This is a genomic window from Gemmatimonadota bacterium (assembly GCA_016712265.1).
GTDB lineage: Bacteria > Gemmatimonadota > Gemmatimonadetes > Gemmatimonadales > Gemmatimonadaceae > RBC101.
This window is the reverse complement of the sequence record JADJRJ010000010.1, coordinates 37487-61924: the sequence shown is the minus strand read 5'-3', so window position 1 is coordinate 61924 and position 24438 is coordinate 37487. Positions and strand designations below refer to the sequence as shown.

Annotated in this window: 38 protein-coding genes and 1 tRNA gene; 5 read left to right on the top strand and 34 right to left on the bottom strand. The window is 67.8% G+C overall.

Annotated elements, in window-relative coordinates; all coding sequences use genetic code 11:
• Nucleotides 1–138: 138 nt before the first annotated feature.
• From IPK85_01615 to IPK85_01575, 9 genes are all read right to left on the bottom strand, one after another.
• Nucleotides 139–411, bottom strand: coding sequence for a hypothetical protein (locus IPK85_01615; protein ID MBK8246093.1), 273 nt, complete (start codon nucleotides 409–411; stop codon nucleotides 139–141).
• An 848-nt stretch (nucleotides 412–1259) separates the two neighbouring features.
• Complete coding sequence (locus IPK85_01610; protein ID MBK8246092.1) at nucleotides 1260–1475, bottom strand: hypothetical protein; 216 nt, start codon at nucleotides 1473–1475, stop codon at nucleotides 1260–1262.
• Nucleotides 1472–1861 carry a hypothetical protein gene (locus IPK85_01605; GenBank protein ID MBK8246091.1) on the bottom strand — a complete coding sequence of 130 codons (390 nt, stop codon included), beginning with the start codon at nucleotides 1859–1861 and terminating at the stop codon, nucleotides 1472–1474. The genes IPK85_01610 and IPK85_01605 overlap by 4 nt, the downstream gene beginning before the upstream one ends.
• 108 nt (nucleotides 1862–1969) lie before the next feature.
• The gene (locus tag IPK85_01600) at nucleotides 1970–2476 is read right to left on the bottom strand and encodes a hypothetical protein (GenBank protein MBK8246090.1); all 507 of its coding nucleotides are present in this window, start codon (nucleotides 2474–2476) and stop codon (nucleotides 1970–1972) included.
• Complete coding sequence (locus IPK85_01595; protein MBK8246089.1) at nucleotides 2473–2616, bottom strand: hypothetical protein; 144 nt, start codon at nucleotides 2614–2616, stop codon at nucleotides 2473–2475. Before IPK85_01595 ends, IPK85_01600 begins: the two co-directional genes overlap by 4 nt.
• The gene (locus tag IPK85_01590) at nucleotides 2613–3113 is read right to left on the bottom strand and encodes a hypothetical protein (GenBank protein ID MBK8246088.1); all 501 of its coding nucleotides are present in this window, start codon (nucleotides 3111–3113) and stop codon (nucleotides 2613–2615) included. The genes IPK85_01595 and IPK85_01590 overlap by 4 nt, the downstream gene beginning before the upstream one ends.
• A complete protein-coding gene (locus tag IPK85_01585) occupies nucleotides 3110–3703 on the bottom strand; it encodes a hypothetical protein (protein ID MBK8246087.1) in 594 nt (197 codons plus the stop codon). Before IPK85_01585 ends, IPK85_01590 begins: the two co-directional genes overlap by 4 nt.
• Nucleotides 3704–3770: 67 nt before the next feature.
• Nucleotides 3771–4127 carry a hypothetical protein gene (locus IPK85_01580; GenBank protein MBK8246086.1) on the bottom strand — a complete coding sequence of 119 codons (357 nt, stop codon included), beginning with the start codon at nucleotides 4125–4127 and terminating at the stop codon, nucleotides 3771–3773.
• Nucleotides 4124–4558 (bottom strand): hypothetical protein, encoded by a 435-nt coding sequence (locus IPK85_01575; protein ID MBK8246085.1) that lies wholly within the window; start codon nucleotides 4556–4558, stop codon nucleotides 4124–4126. The genes IPK85_01580 and IPK85_01575 overlap by 4 nt, the downstream gene beginning before the upstream one ends.
• Nucleotides 4559–4592: 34 nt before the next feature.
• On the opposite strand from IPK85_01575, the gene IPK85_01570 reads away from it, so the two are divergent.
• From IPK85_01570 to IPK85_01555, 4 genes are all read left to right on the top strand, one after another.
• A complete protein-coding gene (locus IPK85_01570) occupies nucleotides 4593–5309 on the top strand; it encodes a M23 family metallopeptidase (GenBank protein MBK8246084.1) in 717 nt (238 codons plus the stop codon).
• Nucleotides 5306–5920, top strand: coding sequence for a hypothetical protein (locus IPK85_01565; protein ID MBK8246083.1), 615 nt, complete (start codon nucleotides 5306–5308; stop codon nucleotides 5918–5920). Before IPK85_01570 ends, IPK85_01565 begins: the two co-directional genes overlap by 4 nt.
• Entirely contained in the window at nucleotides 5917–6774 is an 858-nt protein-coding gene (locus IPK85_01560) for a hypothetical protein (protein MBK8246082.1), read from the top strand. The genes IPK85_01565 and IPK85_01560 overlap by 4 nt, the downstream gene beginning before the upstream one ends.
• A 199-nt stretch (nucleotides 6775–6973) precedes the next feature.
• Complete coding sequence (locus IPK85_01555) at nucleotides 6974–7552, top strand: SGNH/GDSL hydrolase family protein (GenBank protein MBK8246081.1); 579 nt, start codon at nucleotides 6974–6976, stop codon at nucleotides 7550–7552.
• A gap of 475 nt (nucleotides 7553–8027) precedes the next feature.
• Here IPK85_01555 and IPK85_01550 read toward each other — a convergent pair whose 3' ends face one another.
• From IPK85_01550 to IPK85_01470, 17 genes are read right to left on the bottom strand one after another with little or no spacing between them, the layout of a single operon-like run.
• The gene (locus IPK85_01550) at nucleotides 8028–8333 is read right to left on the bottom strand and encodes a hypothetical protein (protein MBK8246080.1); all 306 of its coding nucleotides are present in this window, start codon (nucleotides 8331–8333) and stop codon (nucleotides 8028–8030) included.
• Nucleotides 8330–8827, bottom strand: a complete 498-nt coding sequence (locus tag IPK85_01545; protein ID MBK8246079.1) for a GNAT family N-acetyltransferase — start codon at nucleotides 8825–8827, stop codon at nucleotides 8330–8332. Before IPK85_01545 ends, IPK85_01550 begins: the two co-directional genes overlap by 4 nt.
• Complete coding sequence (locus IPK85_01540) at nucleotides 8824–9417, bottom strand: hypothetical protein (protein ID MBK8246078.1); 594 nt, start codon at nucleotides 9415–9417, stop codon at nucleotides 8824–8826. Before IPK85_01540 ends, IPK85_01545 begins: the two co-directional genes overlap by 4 nt.
• A gap of 9 nt (nucleotides 9418–9426) precedes the next feature.
• The gene (locus IPK85_01535; protein ID MBK8246077.1) at nucleotides 9427–10662 is read right to left on the bottom strand and encodes a hypothetical protein; all 1236 of its coding nucleotides are present in this window, start codon (nucleotides 10660–10662) and stop codon (nucleotides 9427–9429) included.
• Nucleotides 10663–10665: 3 nt separating this feature from the next.
• Nucleotides 10666–10962, bottom strand: coding sequence for a hypothetical protein (locus tag IPK85_01530; protein ID MBK8246076.1), 297 nt, complete (start codon nucleotides 10960–10962; stop codon nucleotides 10666–10668).
• The gene (locus tag IPK85_01525; GenBank protein MBK8246075.1) at nucleotides 10959–11312 is read right to left on the bottom strand and encodes a hypothetical protein; all 354 of its coding nucleotides are present in this window, start codon (nucleotides 11310–11312) and stop codon (nucleotides 10959–10961) included. The genes IPK85_01530 and IPK85_01525 overlap by 4 nt, the downstream gene beginning before the upstream one ends.
• Nucleotides 11309–12091 carry an N-acetylmuramoyl-L-alanine amidase gene (locus IPK85_01520; protein ID MBK8246074.1) on the bottom strand — a complete coding sequence of 261 codons (783 nt, stop codon included), beginning with the start codon at nucleotides 12089–12091 and terminating at the stop codon, nucleotides 11309–11311. Before IPK85_01520 ends, IPK85_01525 begins: the two co-directional genes overlap by 4 nt.
• Nucleotides 12091–13014 (bottom strand): hypothetical protein, encoded by a 924-nt coding sequence (locus IPK85_01515; GenBank protein MBK8246073.1) that lies wholly within the window; start codon nucleotides 13012–13014, stop codon nucleotides 12091–12093. Before IPK85_01515 ends, IPK85_01520 begins: the two co-directional genes overlap by 1 nt.
• On the bottom strand, nucleotides 13014–13319 hold the full coding sequence (locus IPK85_01510) for a hypothetical protein (GenBank protein MBK8246072.1): 306 nt from the start codon (nucleotides 13317–13319) through the stop codon (nucleotides 13014–13016). The genes IPK85_01515 and IPK85_01510 overlap by 1 nt, the downstream gene beginning before the upstream one ends.
• Complete coding sequence (locus IPK85_01505; protein ID MBK8246071.1) at nucleotides 13319–13732, bottom strand: hypothetical protein; 414 nt, start codon at nucleotides 13730–13732, stop codon at nucleotides 13319–13321. Before IPK85_01505 ends, IPK85_01510 begins: the two co-directional genes overlap by 1 nt.
• A 3-nt stretch (nucleotides 13733–13735) precedes the next feature.
• On the bottom strand, nucleotides 13736–14140 hold the full coding sequence (locus IPK85_01500; GenBank protein MBK8246070.1) for a hypothetical protein: 405 nt from the start codon (nucleotides 14138–14140) through the stop codon (nucleotides 13736–13738).
• Nucleotides 14141–14179: 39 nt separating this feature from the next.
• Nucleotides 14180–14956 (bottom strand): hypothetical protein, encoded by a 777-nt coding sequence (locus IPK85_01495; protein MBK8246069.1) that lies wholly within the window; start codon nucleotides 14954–14956, stop codon nucleotides 14180–14182.
• A 2-nt stretch (nucleotides 14957–14958) separates the two neighbouring features.
• Entirely contained in the window at nucleotides 14959–15165 is a 207-nt protein-coding gene (locus IPK85_01490) for a hypothetical protein (protein MBK8246068.1), read from the bottom strand.
• Nucleotides 15165–15536 carry a hypothetical protein gene (locus tag IPK85_01485; GenBank protein ID MBK8246067.1) on the bottom strand — a complete coding sequence of 124 codons (372 nt, stop codon included), beginning with the start codon at nucleotides 15534–15536 and terminating at the stop codon, nucleotides 15165–15167. The genes IPK85_01490 and IPK85_01485 overlap by 1 nt, the downstream gene beginning before the upstream one ends.
• Nucleotides 15536–15775, bottom strand: a complete 240-nt coding sequence (locus IPK85_01480) for a hypothetical protein (GenBank protein ID MBK8246066.1) — start codon at nucleotides 15773–15775, stop codon at nucleotides 15536–15538. Before IPK85_01480 ends, IPK85_01485 begins: the two co-directional genes overlap by 1 nt.
• A 31-nt stretch (nucleotides 15776–15806) precedes the next feature.
• A complete protein-coding gene (locus tag IPK85_01475) occupies nucleotides 15807–16556 on the bottom strand; it encodes a hypothetical protein (protein ID MBK8246065.1) in 750 nt (249 codons plus the stop codon).
• Nucleotides 16557–16559: 3 nt separating this feature from the next.
• The gene (locus IPK85_01470; protein ID MBK8246064.1) at nucleotides 16560–17138 is read right to left on the bottom strand and encodes a hypothetical protein; all 579 of its coding nucleotides are present in this window, start codon (nucleotides 17136–17138) and stop codon (nucleotides 16560–16562) included.
• Between the two features lie 229 nt (nucleotides 17139–17367).
• Here IPK85_01470 and IPK85_01465 point away from each other — a divergent pair, with 229 nt between their 5' ends.
• Nucleotides 17368–17613: a hypothetical protein gene (locus tag IPK85_01465; GenBank protein ID MBK8246063.1), complete on the top strand. Its 246-nt coding sequence runs from the start codon at nucleotides 17368–17370 to the stop codon at nucleotides 17611–17613.
• Here the strand turns inward: IPK85_01465 and IPK85_01460 are convergent.
• The 8 genes from IPK85_01460 to IPK85_01425 all read right to left on the bottom strand — a co-directional run bounded on the left by IPK85_01460 (nucleotide 17610) and on the right by IPK85_01425 (nucleotide 24415).
• Entirely contained in the window at nucleotides 17610–17948 is a 339-nt protein-coding gene (locus IPK85_01460; GenBank protein MBK8246062.1) for a hypothetical protein, read from the bottom strand. The genes IPK85_01465 and IPK85_01460 overlap by 4 nt on opposite strands.
• Before the next feature lie 18 nt (nucleotides 17949–17966).
• A complete protein-coding gene (locus IPK85_01455; GenBank protein ID MBK8246061.1) occupies nucleotides 17967–18311 on the bottom strand; it encodes a hypothetical protein in 345 nt (114 codons plus the stop codon).
• A 124-nt stretch (nucleotides 18312–18435) separates the two neighbouring features.
• Nucleotides 18436–19047: a hypothetical protein gene (locus IPK85_01450; protein MBK8246060.1), complete on the bottom strand. Its 612-nt coding sequence runs from the start codon at nucleotides 19045–19047 to the stop codon at nucleotides 18436–18438.
• Nucleotides 19044–19937: a Dam family site-specific DNA-(adenine-N6)-methyltransferase gene (locus tag IPK85_01445; GenBank protein MBK8246059.1), complete on the bottom strand. Its 894-nt coding sequence runs from the start codon at nucleotides 19935–19937 to the stop codon at nucleotides 19044–19046. The genes IPK85_01450 and IPK85_01445 overlap by 4 nt, the downstream gene beginning before the upstream one ends.
• Entirely contained in the window at nucleotides 19934–20221 is a 288-nt protein-coding gene (locus tag IPK85_01440; GenBank protein MBK8246058.1) for a hypothetical protein, read from the bottom strand. Before IPK85_01440 ends, IPK85_01445 begins: the two co-directional genes overlap by 4 nt.
• 70 nt (nucleotides 20222–20291) lie before the next feature.
• A complete protein-coding gene (locus IPK85_01435) occupies nucleotides 20292–23486 on the bottom strand; it encodes a hypothetical protein (protein ID MBK8246057.1) in 3195 nt (1064 codons plus the stop codon).
• A 30-nt stretch (nucleotides 23487–23516) separates the two neighbouring features.
• Nucleotides 23517–23596 (bottom strand) — tRNA-OTHER (locus tag IPK85_01430).
• Between the two features lie 84 nt (nucleotides 23597–23680).
• Complete coding sequence (locus tag IPK85_01425; protein MBK8246056.1) at nucleotides 23681–24415, bottom strand: hypothetical protein; 735 nt, start codon at nucleotides 24413–24415, stop codon at nucleotides 23681–23683.
• Nucleotides 24416–24438: the final 23 nt, after the last annotated feature.

Here is a 24438-nt window from a genome sequence, read left to right as displayed (position 1 = left end):
GAGTGACCCAAGGGTCGTTCGAGTCCAGGTACGTGTGGGCGGTGGCGGGGCTGGTCATGATGCGGTTCCTTGGGTGCGTGAGAGGTGCGGATGGGCGCGGGTGTGTGGGAGGTGAGGGGGCTTGGGCTGGGCAGGGTCTTAGCGGAGGCGGCACTCCTCGCGGATGATGGCCTGAAAAGCCTCGAACCCGTCGAAGGTGCCGTCCCGGTCAGTCTGACGCAAGAAGCCTGCGGCGGCGCTGGCGATACGCTGCAAGCGCAGCGCATCCGCAGCGCTGATCACGAGGTCGCCGGACTCCGTGACCGTGGCCAGCACACAGGGCAGAATCTCAAGAAGCATGCGAGCCTCCAAGCCCTGCTGAACAGCTGCGAGCGTGGCGGGGGACTGCGGCGCGGTTTTACGGGTGGCCATGAGCGTGTTCCTTTGTGGGGCGGGGAGTGAGAGCCGCTTCCGTCTTGACCCCCTAACTGTAGGGCGGCCCGAACCGAATGGCAAGTAGCCTGCTAATCTTTTTTGCGAGAAAGTGTCTAAGTACTTGAAATCATAGCAAATAAAAATTGCAGGTAGCTAGGTAACCAAGCGTCTTTCGGGCGACTGTAGAACCGGGCGCGCGTGGTTCCCGCACGTGGTGCGCACAGGCACCGAAGGTGCCCCACGCGGGCGCGTGTGCGCCAGCAGGCCGTAGCTCTGCTACGGCCTGCCCTCGAGACTCGGGCCTGGGTCCAGAACACGGCGTTGTCGGCAGCTCGAATTGGGCCTCCAAGCAGGGGCAGATAATGGGGTTATTATCTGTCTGTTTACCGGTAAACAAGGCCCTAAAGGACCCGGCGGTTTGGGCCTCGTTTTGGATGCCGTTTTGGGTCAAAAACCGGAGAGGTGACAACGGCCCAAGGGGCTGCCAGACCCCTTTGGGGTCTGAAGATCGCGTCACATGGGCGCGGGCGCCATCTTGAAGCGCACCGCGCAGACCCGACACTTCGCGTGAAAGTGGGGCCTCGGGTCGCCGCAGAGGGTCTCAACCTTCCCGGGGAACCAGGCTGTGTACCACCGCCCTTCGTAGCTGGTTACGACGACGAACCGGCACGGCAGGCCGTCAACGGTGCCGCCGGAGGCTGTGTAGGAGTGGCTTCCTTTGGGGGACGGCAAGGCTCCGCACACGCAGCACTTCTCGAACGCCCCACGCCAGGGCATGATCCGTCCATGCGTGGCGTCGGGGTCAACGGCCTCGAGCTGGACTTCACCAGGCGCTCGGTAGGGGCTCATCCGATCCTCCCAGCCTTCACGGCTTCCGCGATGGCGTGCAGCAGCTCGCGCGAGAGGCGCACCTTGAGCTCGCCGGAGTCGTTCTCGTTGTAGGTGAAGTGCGGCTTCCGCAGCTCGAGGAACACCGGGTTGTCCAAGCGGTCAACGCTCCAGCTCTCATCCTCGAAGAGGTGCCACTCATCACTATGAGCAAGCGTGGTGCGCGTGCTCATGAGGCGCCCTCCAGCTTGTCGAGCGCCCCGCCCCAGGCCACCTCGCCGAGCAGCTTCAGGGCGCCCAGCGCCGCAGCCACGGCTTCCTCAGCGGTCTTGCAGTCGCGCGTGTTGATGTCGATGTCGCCGTCGTCCACGCCATGGAACAGCGGGTCGAGGTCTACGTGCAGCAGGCAGTTCCACGGCCGCGCGTTGCGCACCCACCCGCGCCCGTCGAACGTGCGCTCGCGATAGCGCGCCGCGATGTAGCCTGTCACTTGGCGCGCGCCAGCGCCCAGCTGGAAGTGGCTCTCCCAGTCCGCCGCGGGGTGGTGGTAGGGCAGCCCAGGGCGCTCGCGCAGCGTGAACGTCCGCCCCAGCACTTCGATGCTCTTCTCGTTGACCATCAGCGCACCACCTTTCGAACACCATCGAGCTGGGCCTCGAGCAGCTTCACGCGCGCGGCCCAGCGATCGCGCTCTTCGAGAGCCTCATGCAACAGCAAGAGCTCGTCCTCATCGAGCTTGGCGACCATGCCAGCCCAGACGTCGTCGCGGCGCCTCAGAAGCACAGCACGCGCCCCCGCCCATCGCGTCCGTCTGATCCGCTGCGGGGCTGCTGGTCCAGCAGGCCCAGACGCGGCCGCGCAGAAGGCGCTCGTACCCATGCGCGGAGCACAGGGTCTTCACGGCGTGCACCACGGCTTCTTGCTTCTCGGGGATCGTTGGGATGTACAACTCCTCGGGGATCGTGTGCGACTGGCCCTGGGCTCCGGTGAGCGTGGTGCGCTCGAAGCGCTCGCAGAGCTCGCGCAGCCAGGCGTAGTTCCGCAGGCGCAGCGCCGTCGGCTGGTTCGCGTCCTGCACGATCTCGAGCGCCTTCCGCACGCGGATGAGGGTGTTGCCGTTGATGTGCTTCTGCGCGCTCGGCGCGGGCGACTGCGTGAGCCCGTTCAGCTTGCGCGCTGCGGCGCGCTTGGCGACGGCCTGTCTGGTCTTCGTTGGGCCGGACGGGTAGCTCATGGAGCGACCCCACGCACGCAGCACATGGTGCGCTTCACGGGGCCCTCGATGGGGTCCTGCAGGTTGCACAGCTTCACGGTCGCCGTGACCGCGAGCATGAACACGAAGACCGCGTACGTGGTGGTGCTGCGCGTGCTCATCGGAGCAGCCCTCGCGCGCGGGCGCCGACTTCCATGAGAAACTCGGCGCGCAGCGCGGCAGCATCGCTCTCAGCCACTTGGGCGCGCTGGTACTGGCAGAATAGACGAAAGCATTCGTCTCCGGCTTCTCGATCAGAAACAGAGGCACCCGTGGCGGCCACGAACCAGTCGTCGGGCCCGATTGAGGAGTAGGTCTCCAGGTCTTTAATGAGCCGCCGCCCGTACTCGATGCCACGCAGCGTGACGCAGACGAACTTCTTCGAGGGGGTGTACCGGACAGTCCCCTCGGGCTGCGGCCGCTGGCCAGGGTGAGCGTCTCGCGGATCATGGGCAGGCTTGAGATCTGCGCCAGCGGCCGGCAGCTTCAGCTGTGCCTCCCCCCGGCGCGCGAAGAGCCGCTCCCACCACCTGGGGCGCCGCAGCAGTGCGACCTCGCGCTGAAGGCGTTCGATCTCGGCCACGAGGGCTTCACGAGGCACGTCGCGGTAGTTGTTCATCGGGGTGCCCTCCCGTAGCCGGTGTTGCGGGTTCGGCCGCACTCGAGCGCGACGTAGCCGTTTGCGAGCGCCTGCTCGGCGTCCATGGCGCCACCCCAGGTGACGGGCTGCCCCGCACACGGAGCACTGGGCGTCGCTCGACCAGTGCCGCGCACGCGCGCCCGGACATGGGCGCGCAGCTGCCGCCAGCGCCCCGTCGGAAAAACGACGTCGGCCGGCCAGTGCAACGGCGGCGCGTCGCCCCAGGTGAGGTGCTGCGCCCACACGCAGTTCCTGCCGGCCTCGCAGGGCCGCGGGCGCCTGCAGTACTCCTGCCCGAGCACGCGGCAGCTGTGGGTGCGCAGCCAGCGGAGGCGCGCCTCGTCGGAAGCGAAACGCGCGGTGGTCTGCCAGATGAGGTCGCAGTCCTCGAAGCGCCAGAAGCCTGCCTCGTTGACGCAGACCTGGGCTACGGCGAGCTCCAGCTGTTCGCGCGTCGAGGGGGCCGCCGGTGCGGTGCTGGGCGCCGTGGGCGGCGGGATGTTGGCGCTGGCGGTGGCGGCCAGCGCAGTGAGAAAGAGCAGCGTGAGGGCACGGCGTGGTGAGAGCATGGGCGCAGCGTGCCGGACCGCGCGCCAGGTGTCAAGTACCTTTCTCGTCGACCTTTCTCGGCGACCTTCAGGTGGGCGGGTGGTCAGTCGCGGTCGCGGCGGCGGGCGCGGGCGCGCTCACGGCGGCGAGCAGGTCGGTGATGCTCGAGCACTTCTTGCGGAGCTGACGGCGATGCGAGGCCTCGTTCGCGCGGATGCGCTCGTGGGCGAGCTTCTCGACCTCAACGAGCTCTTCGCCGGTGAGCGTTGGCGTCTGTGTGCGTCCCGGGCGACCCGCCGTGCGCGCGTCGAGGTAGTCGTTCGCGTTCGCGCGCCGCTGCTCGCGCCGTTGCTGCTTCGCCACCCGCTCGGCCTCGGTGAGAGGGCCCTGGGCTTCGCTGATCTGATAGGTCGGGTAGGTCGCGGAGATGTGGGCGTGGGTCATGGGGGTGTCGCCGGCCCGCGGCGCACGCGCGACGGGGTCTTCAAGAGGTGGTCGATCGTGCGCTCGGACAACGAGGTGACGGCGTCCTTGACGGCCCCCATCGTCGTCTCGAGCGCGTTCAGCGCGGTGTTGAGCGCGCGCTGCTCCTCGGCGCGCGACTCCTGGATGGAGAGCAACGTCTCCACCATCTCGCGTGCCTGGTCGGCGCGGTGCACCCCGATCTCGTCGAGCTTCGCTGCGTGCGCGGCCGTGATGGCCTCGAGGCGCCGCGCAAACTCGTCGGCCTGCACCTTGAGCGCGGCCGCATGCGCCACCGCGGTGGCCTGGGCGTCTCTGTGGAGCTGCCGGATGTGGAGCGCGAGGAAGACGATGGCCGCGACCAGCGCGCTCAGGATGGGGCCGTAGAACTCGATGTTGACCAGGCTCTGCACGTGAGATCTCCAGGGTAGTGTACCATGTAGGTTCATGTGGTACCATGTAGGCGACCGTGTTGCCGTAGGGCAGAACACCCAGGCCGCGCCGCGCCCGATGACCATCCGCTACGCCACCTTCCCCGTCCAAGTCGACCCCGACGCCACGCATGACTTCGGCGAGCGCGCAGGGGGTATGACGTGCCAGCTGTCGGCCGTCGGCTGGCGCGCCGGCAACGCGCTCGTGTGGTGGGACCCGCGCACGTTCTACCAGGACCGCGACAGCGGCGCGCGCCACGAGGCGACCGACATCATGGCCCCGCGCGGTGCGCGCGTGGTGGCCGCGCGCGCGGGCCGCGTGCTCGAGACGTGGGTCCACAACGGCGAGACCCGCCCCGGGGTGGGCTGGAACCCGCAGGCGGGCCACTACGTGCGCATCGCGGCCTCGGCGGCCTCAGGTGGCGGCACCGACCAGTACAGCCACCTGGCCGGCCCTGCGCGCGTGCGGCCTGGTGAGCGCGTGCACGCGGGCGAGCTGCTCGGCTACGTCGGCGACACGGGATCGGCCGCCGGCACCTGCCCGCACCTCCACCTCGGGACCCGCGACGCGGCCGGGCTGGCCGTTGACATGGAGCCCCAGCTCCGCGTACTCTTCGCGGAAGGCGGCTGGCGCTCAACCCCAGCACTCGCCCCGGTGGTCCTCGCTGTCTCGCTTGGTGCCCTGGGCGTAGCTGCGTCAGCAGGAGCCTACCTGTGGTGGAGGCGTCGATGACCCAGATCCTCGCCGACGGCCAGCCCTTCTACACGTTCAGCCGCGAGGACCGCCTGTGGCTCGCGCGCATGCTCATCGGCGAGAGCAGCGACCCGCGCGACTGGGAAGCCCAGCTGTGGGCGCTCACGCAGCGCTTCGTGCTCCGGCGGAAGCGCTACGAGCGCACGATGACCGAACTGGCGCAGGAGTTCAGCCAGCCCATCAACCCGGACTGGTACCGCGACGGCGCCTACTGCCTGCCCGGTGGGCGCTTCCACGACGACCCGGGCTGCGGCGAGGACCGGATGCAGCGCCGCGACGATCTGCGGGAGGACCACTGGACGCCACGTCAGCTGCGCGCAGAGCTCGAGGCCGTTGACCGGTTCCTCGCCGGGCGCACGCCGAACCCCGTGCCGGGCGCCACGGACTGGCACGCGACGCGCCTCGCAGCCGGCAACGTCCGGTACGCCCCACACCTCAGCAACGTCTTCCAGGGGCCGCCCGGCTTCACCACCGAGGTCACCCTCGCCCCTGGCGGCGTGCCCGCCTGGGTGGGGCCCGCCTTGGGCGCTGCGGGGGCTGTCGCGCTCGTGGGGGCTGGGGTACTCTGGTGGCGAAGGACACGTCGATGAACCACCTCGCCTGCGGCACCTGCGGACAGCACCACACCTCGAGCTCCGGGCTCTCCGGGCTCGGCGCCACCAAGAAGGCGCAGCAAGCTGCCGCCGACGAAGAGCTCGGGCGCGACATTGCGCAGCGCCTCGACGCTCGAGTCGGGATGCGCTCGCTGTGGGATTGGCAGATCGACATCGGCGGTGGTGCGCGCCTCTTCTTGGGCGCCAAGATGCAGAAGGGTGCCGTCCACCTTCAGCTCAACCGCCTCTTCGCGACCGCACCTGAGGGCATCCGCGAGGACATCACCACCTACTTCGCGCAGGTGCTGACGCGCAGCTATGGCGGGCCGCGCGACCACCACGAGCGCATCAAGGCGTGGACCGCGAGCCCTGCAGCCCAGCAGCCGGTGAAGACCTACCAGCGCTCGGGCATCACGAGGCGGGCCGACGGTCTCGACCTCCAGGACATCTACGCCCAGCTGGTGGCGACCCACATCCGCGGCACGAAGTTCGAGACGACGGCCGACTGGACCGTCCCGCGCCTCACGTTCGGAAAGCGCGCCAAACCGAGCAAGCGCATCCAGCTGGGGCTCTACACCATGGCCGACAAGACCATCACGATCCACGGCAACATGATGGACGAGCGGTGGCCCGCCTACGTCATCGCGGACACCATGTGGCACGAGATGATGCACTACTACCAGGATGCGACCGGGGAAGGTCTCAGCCACAACACCATCTTCCGCGTGCGCGAGCGCCTATTCAGCGGCCACAAGATGGCGAACGACTGGCTCACCCACAACAACCCCTTCGTCTTCGGCAAGGACCCGCATCACGTCGTCGAGCACCCCCACCAGCGGAGCGCTCGATGAAACACGCGGTGCGCTGGCGCGGGGGATCAACCTGCCGAATGGGCGCGTGCAGCATCTCGGTGTTTCTGCAGCAGGCCATCCGCATTTCTTTGCTAAGCCCCAGTGCTCTGCGCGTGTGCAACTGCGAGCCGTGGTTGATCGGCAGCGCTCTGTTCGATCCACAGACAGGCACTTCCATCAGCATGCGCCGGAGCGCCCGATGAGCACCTCGGCACCGCGCCGCGTCCTGGTGGGCGACAGCCACGCGAGCGGCCTCGCTGCGGCCGCCGAGCGCGCGGGCGAGCCCTTCGTGGCGTGGACGGCCTACTCGGGCCAGCGCACCCGCACGATCGCCGACAGCGAGTGGGTCGACCGCAACGCGCCCACCGCGCGCGCCGACGAGGTGTGGATCGTGAGCTCGGGCAACGACCGCCACGCCGACAACCTCGAGCCCTCCGCGCGCTCACTGCTCTCCCAGGCCGGCGGGCGCCGCGTGGTGTGGCTCGGGCCGCCGGTCGCGCTCGTGCCCCTTGTGGACGACGAGCACGCGCACACGACCGAGAAGCTCGCTGAGCTGCTCGGGCCGGACGTCTTCATCGACAGCCGGCGCTTCACGCGGTCCGGGCACGCCCCTGACGGGGTGCACTTCACGGCCGCCGGATACGACGCTTGGTGGGCGGGCGCCTCGAGCGCGGCGGACGCCATGCGCTGGCAGCGGCACCTCCCGCTGGCCGTCGGTGTGGGCCTCGGGGCCCTCGGACTACTCGCGGCGGCGCTGGCCGTCTGGCAGAACAGGTGACCATGGACAACGACACACTGGGCCGGCTCTACATCATCCCCGTCACACACACACACACAAGCGCAAGCGCTACGCCATCATCCACGCTGAGAAGTACCGCACAGAGTTGGACACGCCGATCTACCGCAGCAGTGGCGGCTGGACCTCAACGCGCATCGGCTACTACTCGACAGGGCGTGCGCAGGCTGCGTACGTGCTGGCCCATCGACGCTCTACCGCAACATTCCCGACACCCCAAGCGGCGGGCGCCGTGTGGGGGCTTGGTGCAGCAGCTTCACGCGATGCGTTGAAGCGCGGCCTTGCTCTGATGGCTGACAGATAGCGTCCGAAGGTGCCCGCGAGCTCTCACACGCGCGGGCACCTTCCAGGTGTTCTTCCGCTGTCAGACATCAGCGGTCAGGCCCGGAACCGGGAGGCCACGTGCACCTTGCCGAAGCTGTACCACGCGTGCGCGCTGCGCGCCACGGTTACGCCCTCAGGGTCTGCTGAACGCGCTCGAGAGGCGCTGTGCCGCCTGCAGCTGCTGCGGCGTCACGCCGAGCCGGTTGGTCAGGTGCTCGACGGCCGCGTCGGTGGCCAGCTCGGTGGTGTAGTCGGTGGCGAACGTCGTGAGGTCCGCCTGCATGGCGGCGATGCGCTGGGCGAGCGCGTGCGTCGGGCCCTCGGCCTGCGACTGCTTCGCAACCTCGGCGATCTCGGACGCCTTCACGAGGTAGAGCCCGAGGCTCACGACGAGTGCGCCCGCGGCGCCACCCAGTACGGCAACGGTAGTGTCCTTCATCGCTTCGAGCCCTTCCTGCGTTTCGCGCCCTTCCGCGCCGGCTTGCGCTTCAACCCGCTGAGGTCGGTGGCCGTCGGCTTGAGCACGTACTCCTGGCAGGCCCACCGGCCGCGCTCTTCGATGACGGCGCCGCTCGCGTGGTTCATGTTGATCTTGGCCGCGCCGCGCCCCTTCTTGGCGCACTTCGCGCGGCCCTTGCGCTCCTGCTTCTCCCAGAAGCCTTGCGACGCCGCAGTGCGGGCCGTGTCGCTGTAGAGCGGCATCTTCAGCTCGCGCGCGAGCTCAGCAGCGCGCGTGTACAGCTGGGTGCCCACCCCGCAACGTTGGTAGCTCGGCATGACGTTCACCGACTCCACACGCAGGTACTCGTCCATGCCGCTGTTGTCGCGGCGCAGGTACAGAGAACCCGCGCGGAAGCTGCCGCTGGGCCCGACATCGTAGGCCTTCACCGCGTACCCTTCGACGACGTACTTGAGCGCGGCGCACTTGGTCATCGGCGGCCTCGCTTCGAGGTCTTCCGCCGCTTCGCGGCCTTCGTCCGGCGCACACCGCCGAGCGCGGCCTTGCCGACCTCGGTGCCCGCGTAGGAACCCTTCTTGTGCCAGGCTGCGCAGGCTTCTTGTGCCTTCTTGCGGACTTCGGCGGGCCCGTCATCGGTTACGTCAATGACGTGCCCCGGCTGGTGCTTGTTCACGCAGAAGCGCATCACGCGGCGACCGTTGCGGTATCCGACCTCGGCTTTGCAGCGCTTCGTGTCCCACACCTTCTCGACGCTCTTCTTGCCGTCGGGGCCCTTCTCCATGCCTGGGTGACACACGCTGGTGTAGACACCGGTGGCCTTTTTGCGCGCCATGGTGAAGGGCGAGCTGGTGTAGCCGCTCGAGGGCGCCACGCGCGGGGATCCCTTTGCCTTCGGCGACGCGTCGCACGAGCCCTTCGCAGAAGCCTCGCAGAAGCGAAACCCGGTAGGACCTCCGTTGTCGCCGTCCTTGAACTTGACCTTGTTCCCCTTCGCGGAGACGTAGGTGTCCGTCAGGCGTCCGCGTTGTGGGGTTGCTGGTCGTTTGGCGGTTTCCCAAGACATGGTGAGTCCTCAGTGCAACTTGTAGCAGGTGCGCAGCTGCGGGTGAACCCAGCACACGCGGCACCCGAGGCTGCCGGTCGGGCTGGGGCTGCTCAGGCAGGATCCCTCCTCGGACTCCTGCGCGGGGCACATCCAGTCGAACGTGCGTGGCGCCTTGCCTGCAACAACGGCCTCGGCGTGCGCCTTGGTGTCCACCGTCGTGGGCGAAGCGAAACCCGTGGCGCGCCCGATAGGGCGGATCTCTGGGCCAGCGGCGTCGATGATGTACCCGCTCGGGCGGATGACGAAGTTGTCAAGGAAGTTGTCGCCGCCGTTGACTTTGGCCACGGCTGCGATGCCCCAGTCCGTCGCCCAGATGCGCGTCGGCGCCCAGAAGACGGTGCGCGGCTGGCCAGGTGTGTTACCGTCGTACGCCTTGGCGATGGCATGCCAGGCTGCCAGGTAGTGCTGGTCGTAGAAGTCACCCGCGTCGTGGATGCGGAAGTACCGCTGCCCGAGGTGTGCAAGGGCCGGCGGCTCGGCCGGGAACTGCACGTGCTTCATCGCCTCGATGATGCTCGGGGCGAACAGGCCGTGGGTGACGGCGGCGCGCGTCCAGGCGTAGCGCGTCACGATGCGCAGGTTGTTGCCCCAGTACATGGCGTGGTTGCCCTTGCTCACGTAGCAATTCTGGCAGACCGCATAGGAGTGATCGACGTTGGCCGGGACGTTGGGGAGGCGGGGGTTCGTGCCGTTAATGACGTGCAGCGCAAACTGGCGCTGGCTCACGTGGCCAGAGCGCCCCGGGATGGTCTGCTTTGTCGCGGGAGCCGTCGTCATGGCGCCCAGGCTGCCCGGGCACGAGCCTCCGAAGCTGGGCGGCCCAACAGGCAGGCTGAAGCTTGGGGCGCCCATCTTCGAGGTGTCCGTGAACAGCTGGATGCTGCTCAGCAACGGGTTCTTGTCGCCCGACCAGGGCGGCGAGGAGGGGTCGTTGAGCTTGATGGGCGGCTCGATGTGAATCTCGGCACCACGCAACGTGAGCGTGCGCCCCACGAGCGCCTTCTCAGCCCAGAAGCGTGTGTGGATGTCGCGCTCGAGCGCCGCGTGGGACACCTCGGCCTTCTGGGGACGACCACCACCAGACTTCTTGGTCCAGACGTCACCGCGCACCTTGGAAGGGCGCCGCGTGTACTTGTGGCTGCGTGCTGGCTTGACGTTCTGCTGCTCGAGCGCGTCCTCCATGCCGGTGGTGTTCGATGCCATGACTCAGCGCCCCCCAGGCAGCGCGTTCAGGATGCGCGCGATGTTCGACGTCGTCTGCTGCGTGATGCCGTACTCGGTGAGCACCTCGTCGAGGGTCTGCCGGATGCGCGGCGGGACCTCACGGTCGAGCTGGGCCTGGAGCTCGCTGCGCATGCGCGGGGCGACCGCGTCGATGAGTGCGTCCGCGCTCCGACCGATGTTCTTGTCGATCACCCGGTCGAGGATGAGCCACGAGCCGAACGCGGCCGCGCCGCCTGCGAGGATCGACCGGAGGAGGAGCTTCTTCTGAGAGGTGTTCATAGCAACTTCGCCACCTTGTACATGGTCGTCGAGACAGTAGCAGCAACCTGCCGCCCGAGGTACATGTCCGCCGTGCCGTTGATGCGCTTGGTCAGCGGATCGAACTCCAGCTTGCACATCTGGACACGCCCCTGCGGGCTGGTGGTGTAGGCCTCAGCCTGGACCATTTCGCCGCGCTTGTGGTTGCGCATGCGCACTTGCGGGGTGAGCTTCTTGCGGAAGGCCTCGAAGGCCTGCAGGCACGCTGCCCCAGCGCCGGCATCGAGCCCCGCGTACGAGGCAGGGGCCGATCCCTCCACGTTGATGGAGCCCATCCGTAGGTTCACGACCATCATGCGGTGACTGCTCATGCCGGAATACCTGCCACTTCTGCGAATCGCTTCCAGGACCAACAAGCGGGCGCTGTGTCCCAGGCCGCGCCGTTGCTCGAGCGCGCCACGGGGTGGCCGTCCGAGTGGGTGAAGATGTGGAGCGGGGACAACGGGATGTTGAGCCGCCCAGCGCACTCTAGCACACCCTCGGCGAGGCTCTCCCAGCACTTGTTCGACCAGGGCCCGCGCGGTCGCTGGATGTCAGGCACGACCTCCTTGCCCACCGCGTTGTCGTTGCAGCTCGCCTTCGCGAAACCGGTGCGCACCGCCATGCGGAAGGGCTTGCTGTTGCGCGCCTCCCACGCGGTGCCGGCGGCCAGCTCGAAGGGGCTCGTGAGGCCGAGAGCGCCCCAGCGCTCGAACCACCAGTCGTGCTGGCCGCCCTTGTCCGCCCAGCCGCCGTTGGGCTTGCTGTAGACGCCAGATCCGAGCGATCCCACGTGCCACGCCGCGAGGCTCTCGGGGCACACCTGGGCGCGCTCGCCAGCGGCGCCGTACACGTAGTGCGGACCTTCCTTCATCAGCGAGCCGTAGATGCGGAGCGCGGCATCGAAGGGCGTCTCGTAGCCGAAGCGTGTGCGCTCGCGTGCGTTGGCGAAGCGCCGCAGCGGCCCGCTGCCGGTCGTGTGGATCACGATGCACGTCGGCGGGTCCGGGCGCTCGAGGTAGACGTTCTCCTTGAAGCCGCGCGACGGCGCCACGATGAGCCCCGCGAGGCGGGCGTCAGGCGCGAACGTGGGCGGGGCGGGTTTCGGCATCAACGACGCCCGCCCAACGTACTGCCATCGCGCTGGTATTTGAAGTCCTGCACCGCCAACGCCACGTTGGTGATGTCGTAGGTCGAGCGCGGGGCGATCTTGCCCGGCACCGTGATGGTGACCTTGCGCTCGCCTGGCCTAATGTGCGCGATCGCGAGCAGTTCGACACTGTGCCCGCTGCTCCAGACGCGAATCCGCACATCCTTGACGGTGTTCGGCTTGAACTCGCTTGGGTGCCGCCCGATGGTGCGCACCCAAGCGTTGAAGGCGTCTTCGAGCGCGGCGCGAAGGCTGGGCTTGCGCAGTCCTGCGCCGCTTATCGCACCATGTTGGATCTCGGCTTGGTAACTCATCACTCCACCCACTCCCCGTAGACATTCTCCATGCCGTGCAGGAGAACCTCGCGCCGGGTACCGCACGCAGCGCTCGACCAGCACTACACCGCGTGAGGTCTCCCGGCGAGTGGTCTTCGTCGCGGAAGGCTCGTGCGTGTGCCCCCCGCCACGCGCCGACTCCCACTTCGGGGCGCGCCAGTGGCTCGGACGTCCACGAAGGCCCACGTTCTTGCGCTTGCGTGGGTTCTGCACGGCGCGTTTCGGGCCCCGCACCTTCACCGACATGCGCCAGGAGAGGTTGTAGATGTCGGCCGCTTCGTGCAGGCTCAGGCTGTTCGCGTGGAGCGTGCGCACGACGCTGGCGTTGCTGGCCTCGTCGTAGTGGCGCTTGTGCCAGGCCGCGCCGTACGAGCCGCCGCGGGCCTCGATGGCGATGTAGGGGTAGCTCGACTTGTCGAGCGCTGCGGGGTGCGCCTTGTAGAGCGCGGTCCACCGCTGCTCGGCGTCCACGCAGGCCTCCTCGAGGCGTGGCAGGGCGCGCGAGGTGGCCGTGATGCCGCCAAGGGAGATGGTCACCGCGTGCGGCATCAGCACCGCTCCAAGATGCGCTGGCCCGCTTTGAAGAGGGTGAGCGCTGCATCGGTGTCGAGGCCGCGCACGGTGGTGGGGTGCCCAATCCAGACGGTCATGGTCGTGTGGCTGGGCGTGCCCTGCGCGCGGGTGTACTCGATGGTCACCCAGCGGCCATTTCCGTCACAGCGCATGTTCTCGACCAACGCTTCAGCAGCAGCTCGTAGGCTTGTACGTGAGCTGCCGCGCCCAGCCGGATACGCCCCGCTGCGCGAGGTGAACGCGACGAGGTTGTGCCCAATGTTGAGGTGGCCACCAGCCATCAACGCACCGCTAGCGCGAGGTCGTAGAGGGGCTTCACGAGGTCGGCCGTGAAGCTGCCGGTCGTCGGGAAGGACTGATTGCCGTGCGTGGGCATGATGAGCTTGCACGACATGGTGCGGGTCGGTTTGCCAGCTCGCTTCGCGGGCGCATCGCTGAAGACACGTGCCGAGACCTCGACCACACCGGTCGGACTGGCTGCGCCCTTGCGCCCACGAATGACCAGCAAGCCGCGCCAACGTGACTTGGCGTCGGCACACGCAAAGCGCACGGCGTCCGCAGCGGTAGTCGCCTCGGACACACCAGTTACGACGAGCACACCACGACTGATGCTGACGTTGGCTGTGTACGGGTACGCCACCGTGCGATCATGCGCGTTCCACGAAATGTCGTCGTAGTCGTGATGGTGGCGCATGGCTCAACGCCCTCCCTTGCGCAGCTTGTTCCAGCGCCAGATGCCCCAGCCGAAGAGGCCCGCGCCGGCACCGGCCACGAGGAGCCCGGGGAGCGCCGACTCACCGGTCTCGGCCGACATGGCGGACGCTCCGAGGCCGCCCGCGAAGCCGGCCAGGCCACCGCTCACGAGGGCCCCCGTACCGGCGCCCGACCACTTGGCCGAAGCGAGACCGCCAATGATGGCGCCACCGAGCGCGGAGCTCGCCATGCCGCCGACGGCCACCCCCGAGGAGATGGCCACCATGACGCCGTCACCGAGGCCGCCGTTGAGGTTGTAGCGCCGCTCTCCACCAGGCGCGAAGCGGGCCGGGGTGGTTGGGATCACGGTGCCGAGCGCACCGGGGTAGGGGGAGATGCCGATGGTCATGTTGTTCTACTTTCCACATGTGAGCGCAGGCGGGCGTAATTACTCCGGGTCGACGGCGTTGGCGGTCTGGTAGGAGATGCGAAGCTGCATGCGCCCAAAGGCGTCACCCGTGACGCCGAACGTGACGCGCGCATTGGTTGGGGATGTGATGACGCACGTAGCGGTCGCGTCGGTGAAGAGCGTCGTCGCGTCGATGACGGGGTGGGCCCCGTCGGTGGCCATCTCGAACGGTAGGGGGATGTCGAGCGTTTCCGAGTTGACGATGTCAGAGAACGCGATGACGCCAGTAACGACAACGGTGTCACCAGCGCTTGGGGCGCCTGCTCCGTTTCCAACTCGCGACACGCCAGCGCTGCCGGGGTCAACGTCGTAGTTGATGAAGACGCCACCGCCGGCGGCAGAAAACGAAAGCTCGGGGGCGTACGTGCCAGAGTAGCTATAAGTGAACGCCACGACTTCGGCGCCCCCCGTTGCATCGATGAGCACCTCAGCAGCGGCCAGGTCCGTGGCGGGGCAAATCACCGGCCCTGGGCCGCCACGCAGGTACCACGTGGTGCCCGTCGCGCTGAGCTCCACCACCCGCTGGGTGTTGGGGCCACTGATGTAGCAGCTGCCGAAGTTACTGCTGACCACCACGGTGGTGAGCACAGTGCCGGCGGCCGTGCCGTTCACAGCTGCGGCCTGGGCGGCGGCCGAGAGCGCGGACTCGAGCTGCTGGCTGTCGGCCAGATAGACGGTGGACTCGGCGCCGCGGGGCGCAACGAGGGCGACATCTGCGACGTCAATGAGGCTTGTGCCGATGGTGATCAGGGCCATGTTCAGGTACCTTCGTGCACGGCGGTCTTGCCGAGGATGCGCTCTTCCGCGAGCCGGTCGTTGTCGGCCTCGAGCGCGGTGATTTCGTTGGTGCGATCGCGGATGAGGTCGAGCGCCTTGCGCTCGTCTCCGCGTGCCGCGCTGACGGCCTGGGCGCCCATGCGCGCGAGCTCCGAGAAGAGCTGGAGGATGAAGCCGAGGTTCTGCATCAGACGTTCTCCGGCATGGTGCTGTTCGCAGCCATGGTCTTGATCTTGTAGGCTGCGAGGAGCCCCACGCTCTGCGAGAGGCTCATGCCGAGCGAGAAGAGCAGCATGTCGCGCACCTTCTGAAGCTGGGCGATGTCGAGCACCTTGCTGGTGCCCCACACGAACGGCACCATGAAAGCGGCTCGCACGAACGTCACGTGAACGAGCCGCGGGATGCCACCGGGTTCGCCGTTGATGACCGCCGCCACCGCGTAGCTCGAGGGCATGGCGTCGCGCTCGATGGGCACGCCCTGGACGCCGTAGCGGCCGCCCAGCTGCCGGGCCCGCTCTTCCTGCTCGGTGAGCAGCGCGATGTCCTTCGTCCAGTGCATCAGCGGCGACCCTTCCGGCGGCGGTAGAGCAGCACGCCACCCACCACCACCACCGCGCCCACCGCCACCACGGCCATCTTGCCGGTCGCCGAGTCCGGCAGGATGTCACCGAGCACGCCGCCCTGAGGCTGACAGCCGCACGCGGCGAGGCCGCCCGAAGTGACGTTGTCCGGGTCGTAGGAGCGGACCTGGCCGGCCTGGTCGATGTAGGTGCGGATGGGTTGCGAGACGACGTACATGGCTGGTCCTCGGGGCGCGCGCTGGCGTGGATCAGGCCGCGCGGTACGGCAGGTGCATGGCGATCTGCACCACGGTTTCGAGCGTCACGGCGCCAGGCGCCGCGATGGTCACGGTGTTCGCGCCCGTGATGTCCGCGTAGATGAACGGCGCCGACGCGTCGCCCGAGATGCGCGTCACCTCGAGGACCGGAGCCTCGGAGGTGAGGTTGGCGGCCACCGGAAGGCCCGCGACCGTGAACGACATCGTCCCAAGGGCCGCGATGGTCACCGAGAACAGCGCGGTGACGAACACCATGTCGCCGGCCGCCGCCACCGGGCCACCCGAGCGGATGTAGTTCGCGGCGTTGGCCGTGAACGTCGCCGTCGTGCCCGCTCCATTCGTGATGACTGGCGTCCAGGCGCCACCGGGCGTCGAGTTGGTCGCACCAGCGGCTGCATCCACCAGGACGGCCGCAGCCGCCACGGTCAGCGCGGGGCACACCACGGGGCCGGGGCCACCGCGCAGCACGATGCTCGATCCGAGCACACCGTTGCTCGGGTCGATGCGCTGCACGTTGCCGGCACCCACGTAGCAGAGGCCGTAGTTGGTGCTGGTGATCACCGTGGTGAGCACGGTGCCCGCGGCGGTGCCGTTGATGGCCGTCCGCTGCGCGGCCGGCGTCAGCGCGGACTCGAGGAAGGAGTTGTCGGCCAGGTAGACCGTGCTGAGGGCGCCGCGCGGGGCGACGAGGGCAACGTCGTTCACGTCGACGCTGGTGGTACCGATGAGAAGCTGGGCCATGATTCAGGGATCCTCAGTGACAGGGGCGGGTTGATCTGCGGGGGCGTCAGGCCGCCCGCGGTTCGGCAGGATCTCTTGCAGGGCGCGCCACGCGTCGAGCAGAGGGTCCATGGCCGCGAAGAAAGAGGCGCGCGTACCGCGCCCTGCGCGGTAGGCGTCGAAGGCCGCAACAGCTGTCGCGTGGAGCTGCCGCACCAAGCGGAAGCGCGCGTACACCGCATGCGAGCGCGCGCGAACGGTGGCCAGCTCGCGCTGCACCTCGGCAAGGATGACAAGGCGCGCAGCCTCCTCGAGGCCGGCCGCGCGCGCGGCGCCGTCGTTGATGGCCGCCGCCTCGCTCGTGCGCTGGTTCTCGATGGCGATCGACCAAGCAGCCTCTGTGCCGATGCGCGTCGTCTCGAGGCTCACCAGCATGCTGCGCTGCCACGCACGCTCACCGCAGCCGGACACGAGCGGCAGCACCAGCGCGAGCAGCACCAACAGGGCTGCTCGAGCGGGCGCGAACGCGCGCGCGGGAAGCGCAAAGGCGGGCTTGCGGTCGCGCTGGACGAGGGGCCGATGTAGACTGGTGGTGGCGGTCACCCCCGCAGGATACCGCAGGCCTGAGCATGTACGCAAGTGACCTACACCAACCTACACGTAAGCAAAAGTGTATCTCTGCTTTTCTGCACAAGAAAAACCCAATAAAACCGGCATTTTAGAACTATTTTCATTTTTATTTAGCAGACTACTTGTTATTCGATTCAGGCGCCGCTAGATTGTGGTCTCAGGTCGCCGCTCTCACTTCCGGCGCCTCGAAAGGAACCCCGTCATGTCCAACCTCCGCACCGACATCTTCGAGCGTCGCACGGGACTCTTCGTGCGCCCGGCCACGGCCGAGGAGCACGCGGCCTGGGAGGCTGGACAGCCTGACCCGCGCTTCCAGCCCTATCCGCAGATGGGCTTCGCCTTCCGGCAGGCCATCGACCTCGGCAACGGACTGACCGTCGCGTGCGAGGTCGATGCGCCTGCCGACAACACCCGCACAGCGGGGCACTGGGGGCGGTCGCAGCCCTAGTTCCGGCGCTTCGGGCGCGGCGTCCCCACAGGGCGCCCGCCCTGCCCGGCGCCGCCCCACACCCGATCATCGAGCACCTCACGCGCCAGCCGATGCATCAGCTCCTCGAGCTCCGGTGTGGCCGCGCGGATGGCCTCCTGCATCCGCGCCAGGTACTGCCGCTTGAAGTGCTCCCCAAGAGCTGTTGCCGGCGTGGTGTCGCTACGCCCGTAGCGCCCCGCGACGATCTCCTTGGCCATGATGTGCGGGCTCACGCCCAGGGCGGCACCCTCCTCGAGCAGCTTGCGGTAGAGCTCGTCGTCATCGACACGGAACGTGATCAGCTTGCTGGCCATGGTGTGAGCGTACGCGCCTCAATCGCTCGCGTCGAGGTCGGTCAGGGAGTCGATCCACGCCTGGCCCCCGTTGTCGAGCAGCGCCTGAGCCTCGGGTCGCACTGGCACATGGATGCGAACCCGTGGCGCGCGCAACGCCGCCAGCAGCTCCCGTGCCACCTTGGCGCGATCGTCAGCGTGGTTGCCCCAGAGGTCCAGCTCGGCCTTCTCGCGCGCCAGGTACGCCCCGCGCCACGCGGTGTTGTGCACGATGTGCTTCCCGGCGTCGCGTTTCGCCTTCAAGTCCTCGATGTGGTCGTCAGCCTTGACCAGCCGCTCGAGCTTCCGCAACAGGTCAGTCGGTGTGTTCGACTTCGCTCTCACGAGGACCCCAGGTGTTCGAGCAGCAGGAAGAGCGCCAGCACGTTGACGAACGCGAGCCACGCCACGACCAGCGTGGCTGCCAGGATGACCAGCGCAAGGCGCAGCTGCAGCAAACGGCGCGCCTTCACGGATGCCTCACGAGAGCGGCCCAGCGCTGCGCCACCTTGCCGGCGCGCGTGGTCGGCCAGAGCTCGGTTTCGACCAGCCGCGGCGTGATCCAGTCGCGCGCCGCTTGGATGTCCGCGGCGGCGACCCCGTAGCCGTTGAGGGTTCCGAGGCGCTGCTCGAGGCTCGGCGGGTTCCAGTCGAACATCGCGCAGGCCTCGAACTCGGCCAGGAAGGCCTCGGCCTCGAAGAGCGCGCGCTTCCGCGTGCTGCGCGCGTACTGCGCGAGGAATCGTACCGGCTGCTTCCGCCACTGGGCGACGTGCTGGTGCTCGTGCACGGCGAGGAGCATTTGCGCGCGGAAGCCCCAGCCCTCTTCCTCGGTGCCGATGACGAACGGCAGGTAGATGCGGCGCCCGAGCGTCGTCACGAAGTCGTCCATGAACTCCGCGCGCGTGGTGTCCGTGCGGCGCGCCACGATGCGCGCGGCGATGCGCATGATGGCCTTCTTCTCCTTCGGGGCGACGATGGAGCCGAGGTCGCGCTGGAACAGCGTCCAGAGCGTCATGGTGTTGTGGGCGTTGGCAGCGATGGGGTCTTCGTACGCGCGCTTGTCGATGTGGTTGCTCACGTTGGGTCCTTGGGGTCTTGCGGGGTGGTGTAATTGCGGACAACCAGCTCGGTGGTCACGCCGCGGGTGGTGGACTTCATGCTGATGCTGCGCTGTGTGCTCACGGTGCGCACGTCCCACTCGTAGTAGAGCTCACGCGTCAGCGGCGTGTCCGCTTGGCAGAGCAGGAACTTGCCGCCGTCCTTGTCGATGCGGCGACAGGCATCTCGCAGCTCGAGGTGGTGCGCGTGGGTGAAACCACCCACCGAGTAGCCGGTGAAGCCGGCCGTCGCGCTCGTCGGGGTGTAGGGCGGGTCGAGGAAGTAGAACTTGTTCCCGGCGGCAGCGGTGCCCAACAACGAGGAGGCACTGTTCAAGCACAACGACACGTGGCGCAGCGCCTTGCTGGCCGCGATGAGCTCGGCCGAGTCGTAGATGCGCGGCTCCTTGTAGTCGCCGCACGCCACGTTGAGCTCTCCGAGCTTGTTCACTCGCCAGAGGCCGTTGTACCCGGTCTTGTTCAGGTAGATGAACTGCGCGGCTGCAATAGTGTTGGGCCAACCTCTGCGTGCGCCCTCCACAGATATCAGCCAGCGGTTGAAGGCGCTCCGTTCGCGGTAGTACTGGTCGCGGTAAGGCCCGAGCCGCTGCAGGTCGTCCAGCGCGAGCATCACGCCCTCCACGTCGTCGCGAACGCAGCGGAAGGCGTTGATGAGCGCGGTGTTGACGTCCCCGGCTATGACGCTCTTCGCGCGGTGAACGCCCAGCCCGAAGAGCGAAGCGCCGCCCCCGAGGAACGGCTCCACCCAGGTGTGCACCTCGGCGGGGACCAGTGGGGCGATCTGCTCGAGCAGACGGCCCTTGCCGCCCGCCCACTTGATGAACGGCTTGGCTGTCGGGCGAGCGGTCACCACGGCACACCGCAATTCGCGCAAGCAGCGCGTGCTGGAAGCCCAAAGCACGACTCCACATCCCACAACCCGAGACTCATGTCAGAGACATGGTCATCCACCACCACCCTGGACCCGTCTCTCAGCGTCAGCACGCAGTTCGCGCATGTCTCACACAGCTGCGCTGTGCCGGACACCTCCACAACCTCTGCGACACGGAAGACACGCACCGTTTCGTCCGTTTCGCACTCCAACACCAGAACGACGAACCGTTCTCCATGGCGTTCGACGATCTTGGTCTTCATCGCAGCACCACCCACCACATGAACGCCACCGCCCACGCGCACCCGACCGCCGTCACGGCTTCTGGCCAGCTCACGCCGCGTCCTTCCAGTTGAGAGCGATGTTCGCGCTGGCGGGAAGCGCCATCCACGGACCGCCGTTGAAGCGCACCTCACAACTGAGGCACTCCTCGACGAGGTTTGAGACCTCCTTCGCGTCTGCGATGTCGCACTCGACGTAGACGGCATCGTGCACCGTCGCGAAGATCTGGTTGCGCCCGTCGTACCGCGCGCGCAGCTGCTCGTCTAGCGTGATCACCGAGGTGTCCACGACAGCCGAGGCCGCGCCCTGCACGCCGTAGTTGTAGGCCACGGTGTCGTCCACCTGACCGAGCGGGAAGCAGCGGTAGCGGCCACCCATCATCTCGCGCACGTAACCCGTGCGCTTCGCCTCGCGGAGCACCCCCTCACGCCAGGGCTTCACCTTCGTGAAACCAGCGAAGTAAGCCTCGACGGTGCGCTGCACCATCTGCAGCGTGATGGGCGGGCCGTCGTAGCCGTCGTTGTAGATGCCGGCCAGCACCGTGTGTTCGTCGCCGCCGTACGCGAGCGCGTAGATGGTCCGCTTCGTGATGTCGCGGTAGGTCTTGCGCCGGCACGTCTCGCACAGGCACGTCTTCGTGTAATCCTTCTTCGCCGTGCAGCTCGGGTCCTTCAACGACAGACTCGTGAACGCCTGCCCGAAGCTGATGGCCGTGATGTAGCTGTGCGGGTCGAAGTCCGGCTCGAGCTTCCGATCCTCCTGCGCGTTGGCGCAGAGGTCGATCATCTTCTCGTCACCGGCCAGCGCCGCGATGATGCGGAGCTCGAGCTGACTGAAGTCGGCGCCCACGAACACGCGACCTTCGGGCGCTTCGACCATGGTCTTCGTGGCGCCCTGCCAGTTCTGGAAGTTGGGAGAGGATGACCAGCGCCCCGTGACCGCGCCCTGGGGCTTCCACTCGGGGTGGAAGCGCCCGTCCTGGCCGATGGGGATGTTGCCGATGGTGGTGCGCAGCTTGTCCGCCCCGCGATAGCGCATCAGCGTCTGCACGAACGGAACCTTCATGTGCGGGAGGAGCGCCTCCTTGTCGGCCGAGGGTGCCTGCGGGTTCAACGGGGCTAGCCCGAGGCGCGTGTAGAGCGCCCACTGCAGCTGGCGCTGGCTATTCGGGTTGAAGAGGCGCGGGTCGCGCTTCTCGGCCTTCGCATCCTTCATGGCCCCGTCGCTCACAAGCGCGTCTGGCACGAGGCCCACGATCTCACGCATCGCCCGCAGCGCCTTCTCGGCGATGAAGGTCTGGTCGGCCGTGCGCTGCAGCATCACCTGGCGGTTCACGGGCACCCCGAAGGCGCCCATGCGGAGCGCGATGCGCTGCTTCCGCATGTCGAAGTCGAGCAGGTGCTCAATGCCCTCGGCCACCAGCTCGGGCTTCATCGCCTCGAGGGCGAGCCCCGTCGCGCGGCAGTCGCGCGCGTTGTAGAGGTGGAGCTGCTCTGAGGAGTCGAACTGCCCGAAGCCGTTGCTGTTCTTGGGCGGCTTCCAGGGAGGAGCGTCCGTGAACTGGAAGGCGATGTGGCCGAGGTCGTGCGGGGCGTCCGAAAGCAGCAGCGTGTGTGCCACGAGGGAGTCCTCGGTCCACGTCTCGGGCACAGGGATGCCCCAGAGGCGCTCCAGCACCCGGAGGTCGTAGACGCCGTTCTGGGCCGCCCAGCGCAGATCACCGCGACCCATGTAGTGCTTGAGCTCCTGGACCAGGCTCGACTCCACGGTCATGCCTGCCGTCTCGAGCACCAGGATGCGCCCGTCCGCGCGGCGGTGGATGCCCACGCAACGGATGTCGGTCACGAGGATGGGGTCCTTGTTGTCCGTCTCGATGTCGAAGTCGAGCGGCTTCGCGCCAGCCAGCCAGAGCTCGGGGCCGCTCTGCGCGAACGCTGTCTCGGTCATGAACTCGCGCAACACCAACGGGTCCTTGGTCGACGACCACTGGAGATCCCACTTCGGGGCCTGTCCCGCGAGCAGCCTCGAGGCCTTGGCCACGTGGGCGTCGAACGCGGGTAGCAGGAACTGGCCGAGGATCTGCTTCTGCGCGTCCGTCGCCGCCTTGTTGTGGAGCGAGTGCGGGTCGTAGGTCCCGATGAAGTAGGTGTTCGCGCGCGCGTCCTCGGGGTAGAGGTGCCCGAGGGGCGTGCGGTCGACGGTGAACGCGCCGCCGGCCATGCCACCCTTGCCCGTGAGCGTGTACCCGCAGCTGAAAGTGGGCAGTTGCACCTCCTTGGTCTTGAGCCCGTTGCAGTCGCCGCACTTCTCGACGTGCTTCTGCCACTTGGGCGGGTTCAAGGGCTTGCCCTTCGGGCCGACGGCGTGGCTGCCGTCCTCCTTCACGCAGCCACAGAAGTGGTCCCAGGGCGTGCCCTCGGGCTGCACCTTCGCATCGGTCCAGGGTAGATGCCGGAAGCTCGTCTTGCACTTCGCGCAGCCCCAGAGGCGCCAGGTGCGCTCGTTGCTGCACGTCGGGCAGTCGTACGCCTCGCGGCGCGTCTTCATCACCTGATCGCCCATCACCGCAGTGAAGGCCACGGAGCCGAGCGCGAGAATGACGCGCGGCTGGATGTTCTGCACCTCGGTGAGCAGCTTGTAGCGGCAGCTATCGAAGACGTTCGCCGGGATGTCGTTGCGGTCCATCTCCTGGGGGATGTTGCACGCGATCGCGTGCGTCACGTACGCGTCCTCGTACTCGATCCCGTGCCGGCGCAACGCCTGCTGCAAGATGCTCATGTTGCCGCCCGAAGCGTCCCCCAGGCGGATGGCGCGCTGCGTCGGGAAGCCCCACACGACCATCAGGCCGTTGAAGTTCTCGGGCGCCTGCGGCGCGCGCCCGGGGCAGTGCCCGTCCGCCGTGGGCGTCAGCTGACAGCTCGAGCAGTGCGCCGAGCGCGCGTCGTACGCGTAGTCGAAGGCTCCCTGTGGTGTCTGGGCGAACACCGGTAGTTGGGCTTTGGTGTAGTGACTCGACTGCAAGTCGAGCTCACGCAGATCCTGCTGGTCCTCCTCAGTGAGGAGGTTGATGTGCCCCTCCTCCTCCTCGCGCAGCCGCAGCTGTCCGAGCGCCTCAAGTTCCTCACGTGAGTCGCGCGCGGCAGCTGCCGCATCGAAAGCGTCGCCTTCGATCTCGCCGCACCAGACGCAGCTCCGAGGCTCATCGGGGTACGGCCCCGGTTGGAAGTTGTGCTCGCAGTCGATCATGGCGGTTCCTGTGGTTGTGAGAGATGAACTTGGTGGGTGCCGCAGGGCTCGAACCTGCGCTGGCAACGCCCCCGGCGGGGCTGGGCCTGTCAACCTTCTATGAGGCACCCGGGTGGTCGCGATATCCCGCGCGACCGTTCGGCGATCCTACGATGTCGTTGGCTCAAGGCACCTGGCACGAGAGCCGTACGCTCTCAGCGCTGGTACGCGGGCGGGGTCGCTCCGGCCCCCTGGTAGCCCTGCGGCCCCGGCTGGGCATAGCCGGCCGAAATCGGCTGGTGGGCGGGCTGGTGCATCGGCTGCGCCACCGGCTGCGCCACCGGCTGGGCGACCTGCTGGGGCGCGTGGGAGACGTAGCCCCCGGGGATGAACGGCTGCGCGGCCACGGGCTGCGCCACCACACCGGCCACAGCGCCCGGACGCGCGCTCTGCACGACGCCACCCGCGCGGGCGAAGGTGCCCTGCGGCTGGTAGTCGACGAGCCTGGTCTGCATCGGGTACTTCGCGCCCGGGCGGTCGTCCGCCTGGTGGATGACCTTGACCTCGATGATGCGGTTCACGAGGTGGTCCGTGTCGAAGGCGATGCCCTGGACGCCGCCCGCGTACTGCTGGATCGCGTAGTGGACGCCCGCTGCCTCGACGAGGGCCTTCATCGTGCCGACGGTCTTCGGGCTGTGCGAGAGCACCTCGCTCACGCTGCGACCCATCGGGGGCGTGCTCGCCAGGTCGGCGAGCTGGAGCACGGCCACGACCTGCCCCTCGAGGCGTGACCACGGGTACTTGCCGGCCTCCTTCGGCGGGTTGATGTCGAACCCGGTCACCAGCATCTGGTAGATGCCCTCGGGCACCATCCCACCGCCGTTGCCGGTGTACTGCTTCGCATCGTTGATGGCGACGTTCTCTTCGCCCTGGATCTGGATAAGCGGCATTGTTTTCTGGCTCTCTTTCGTGT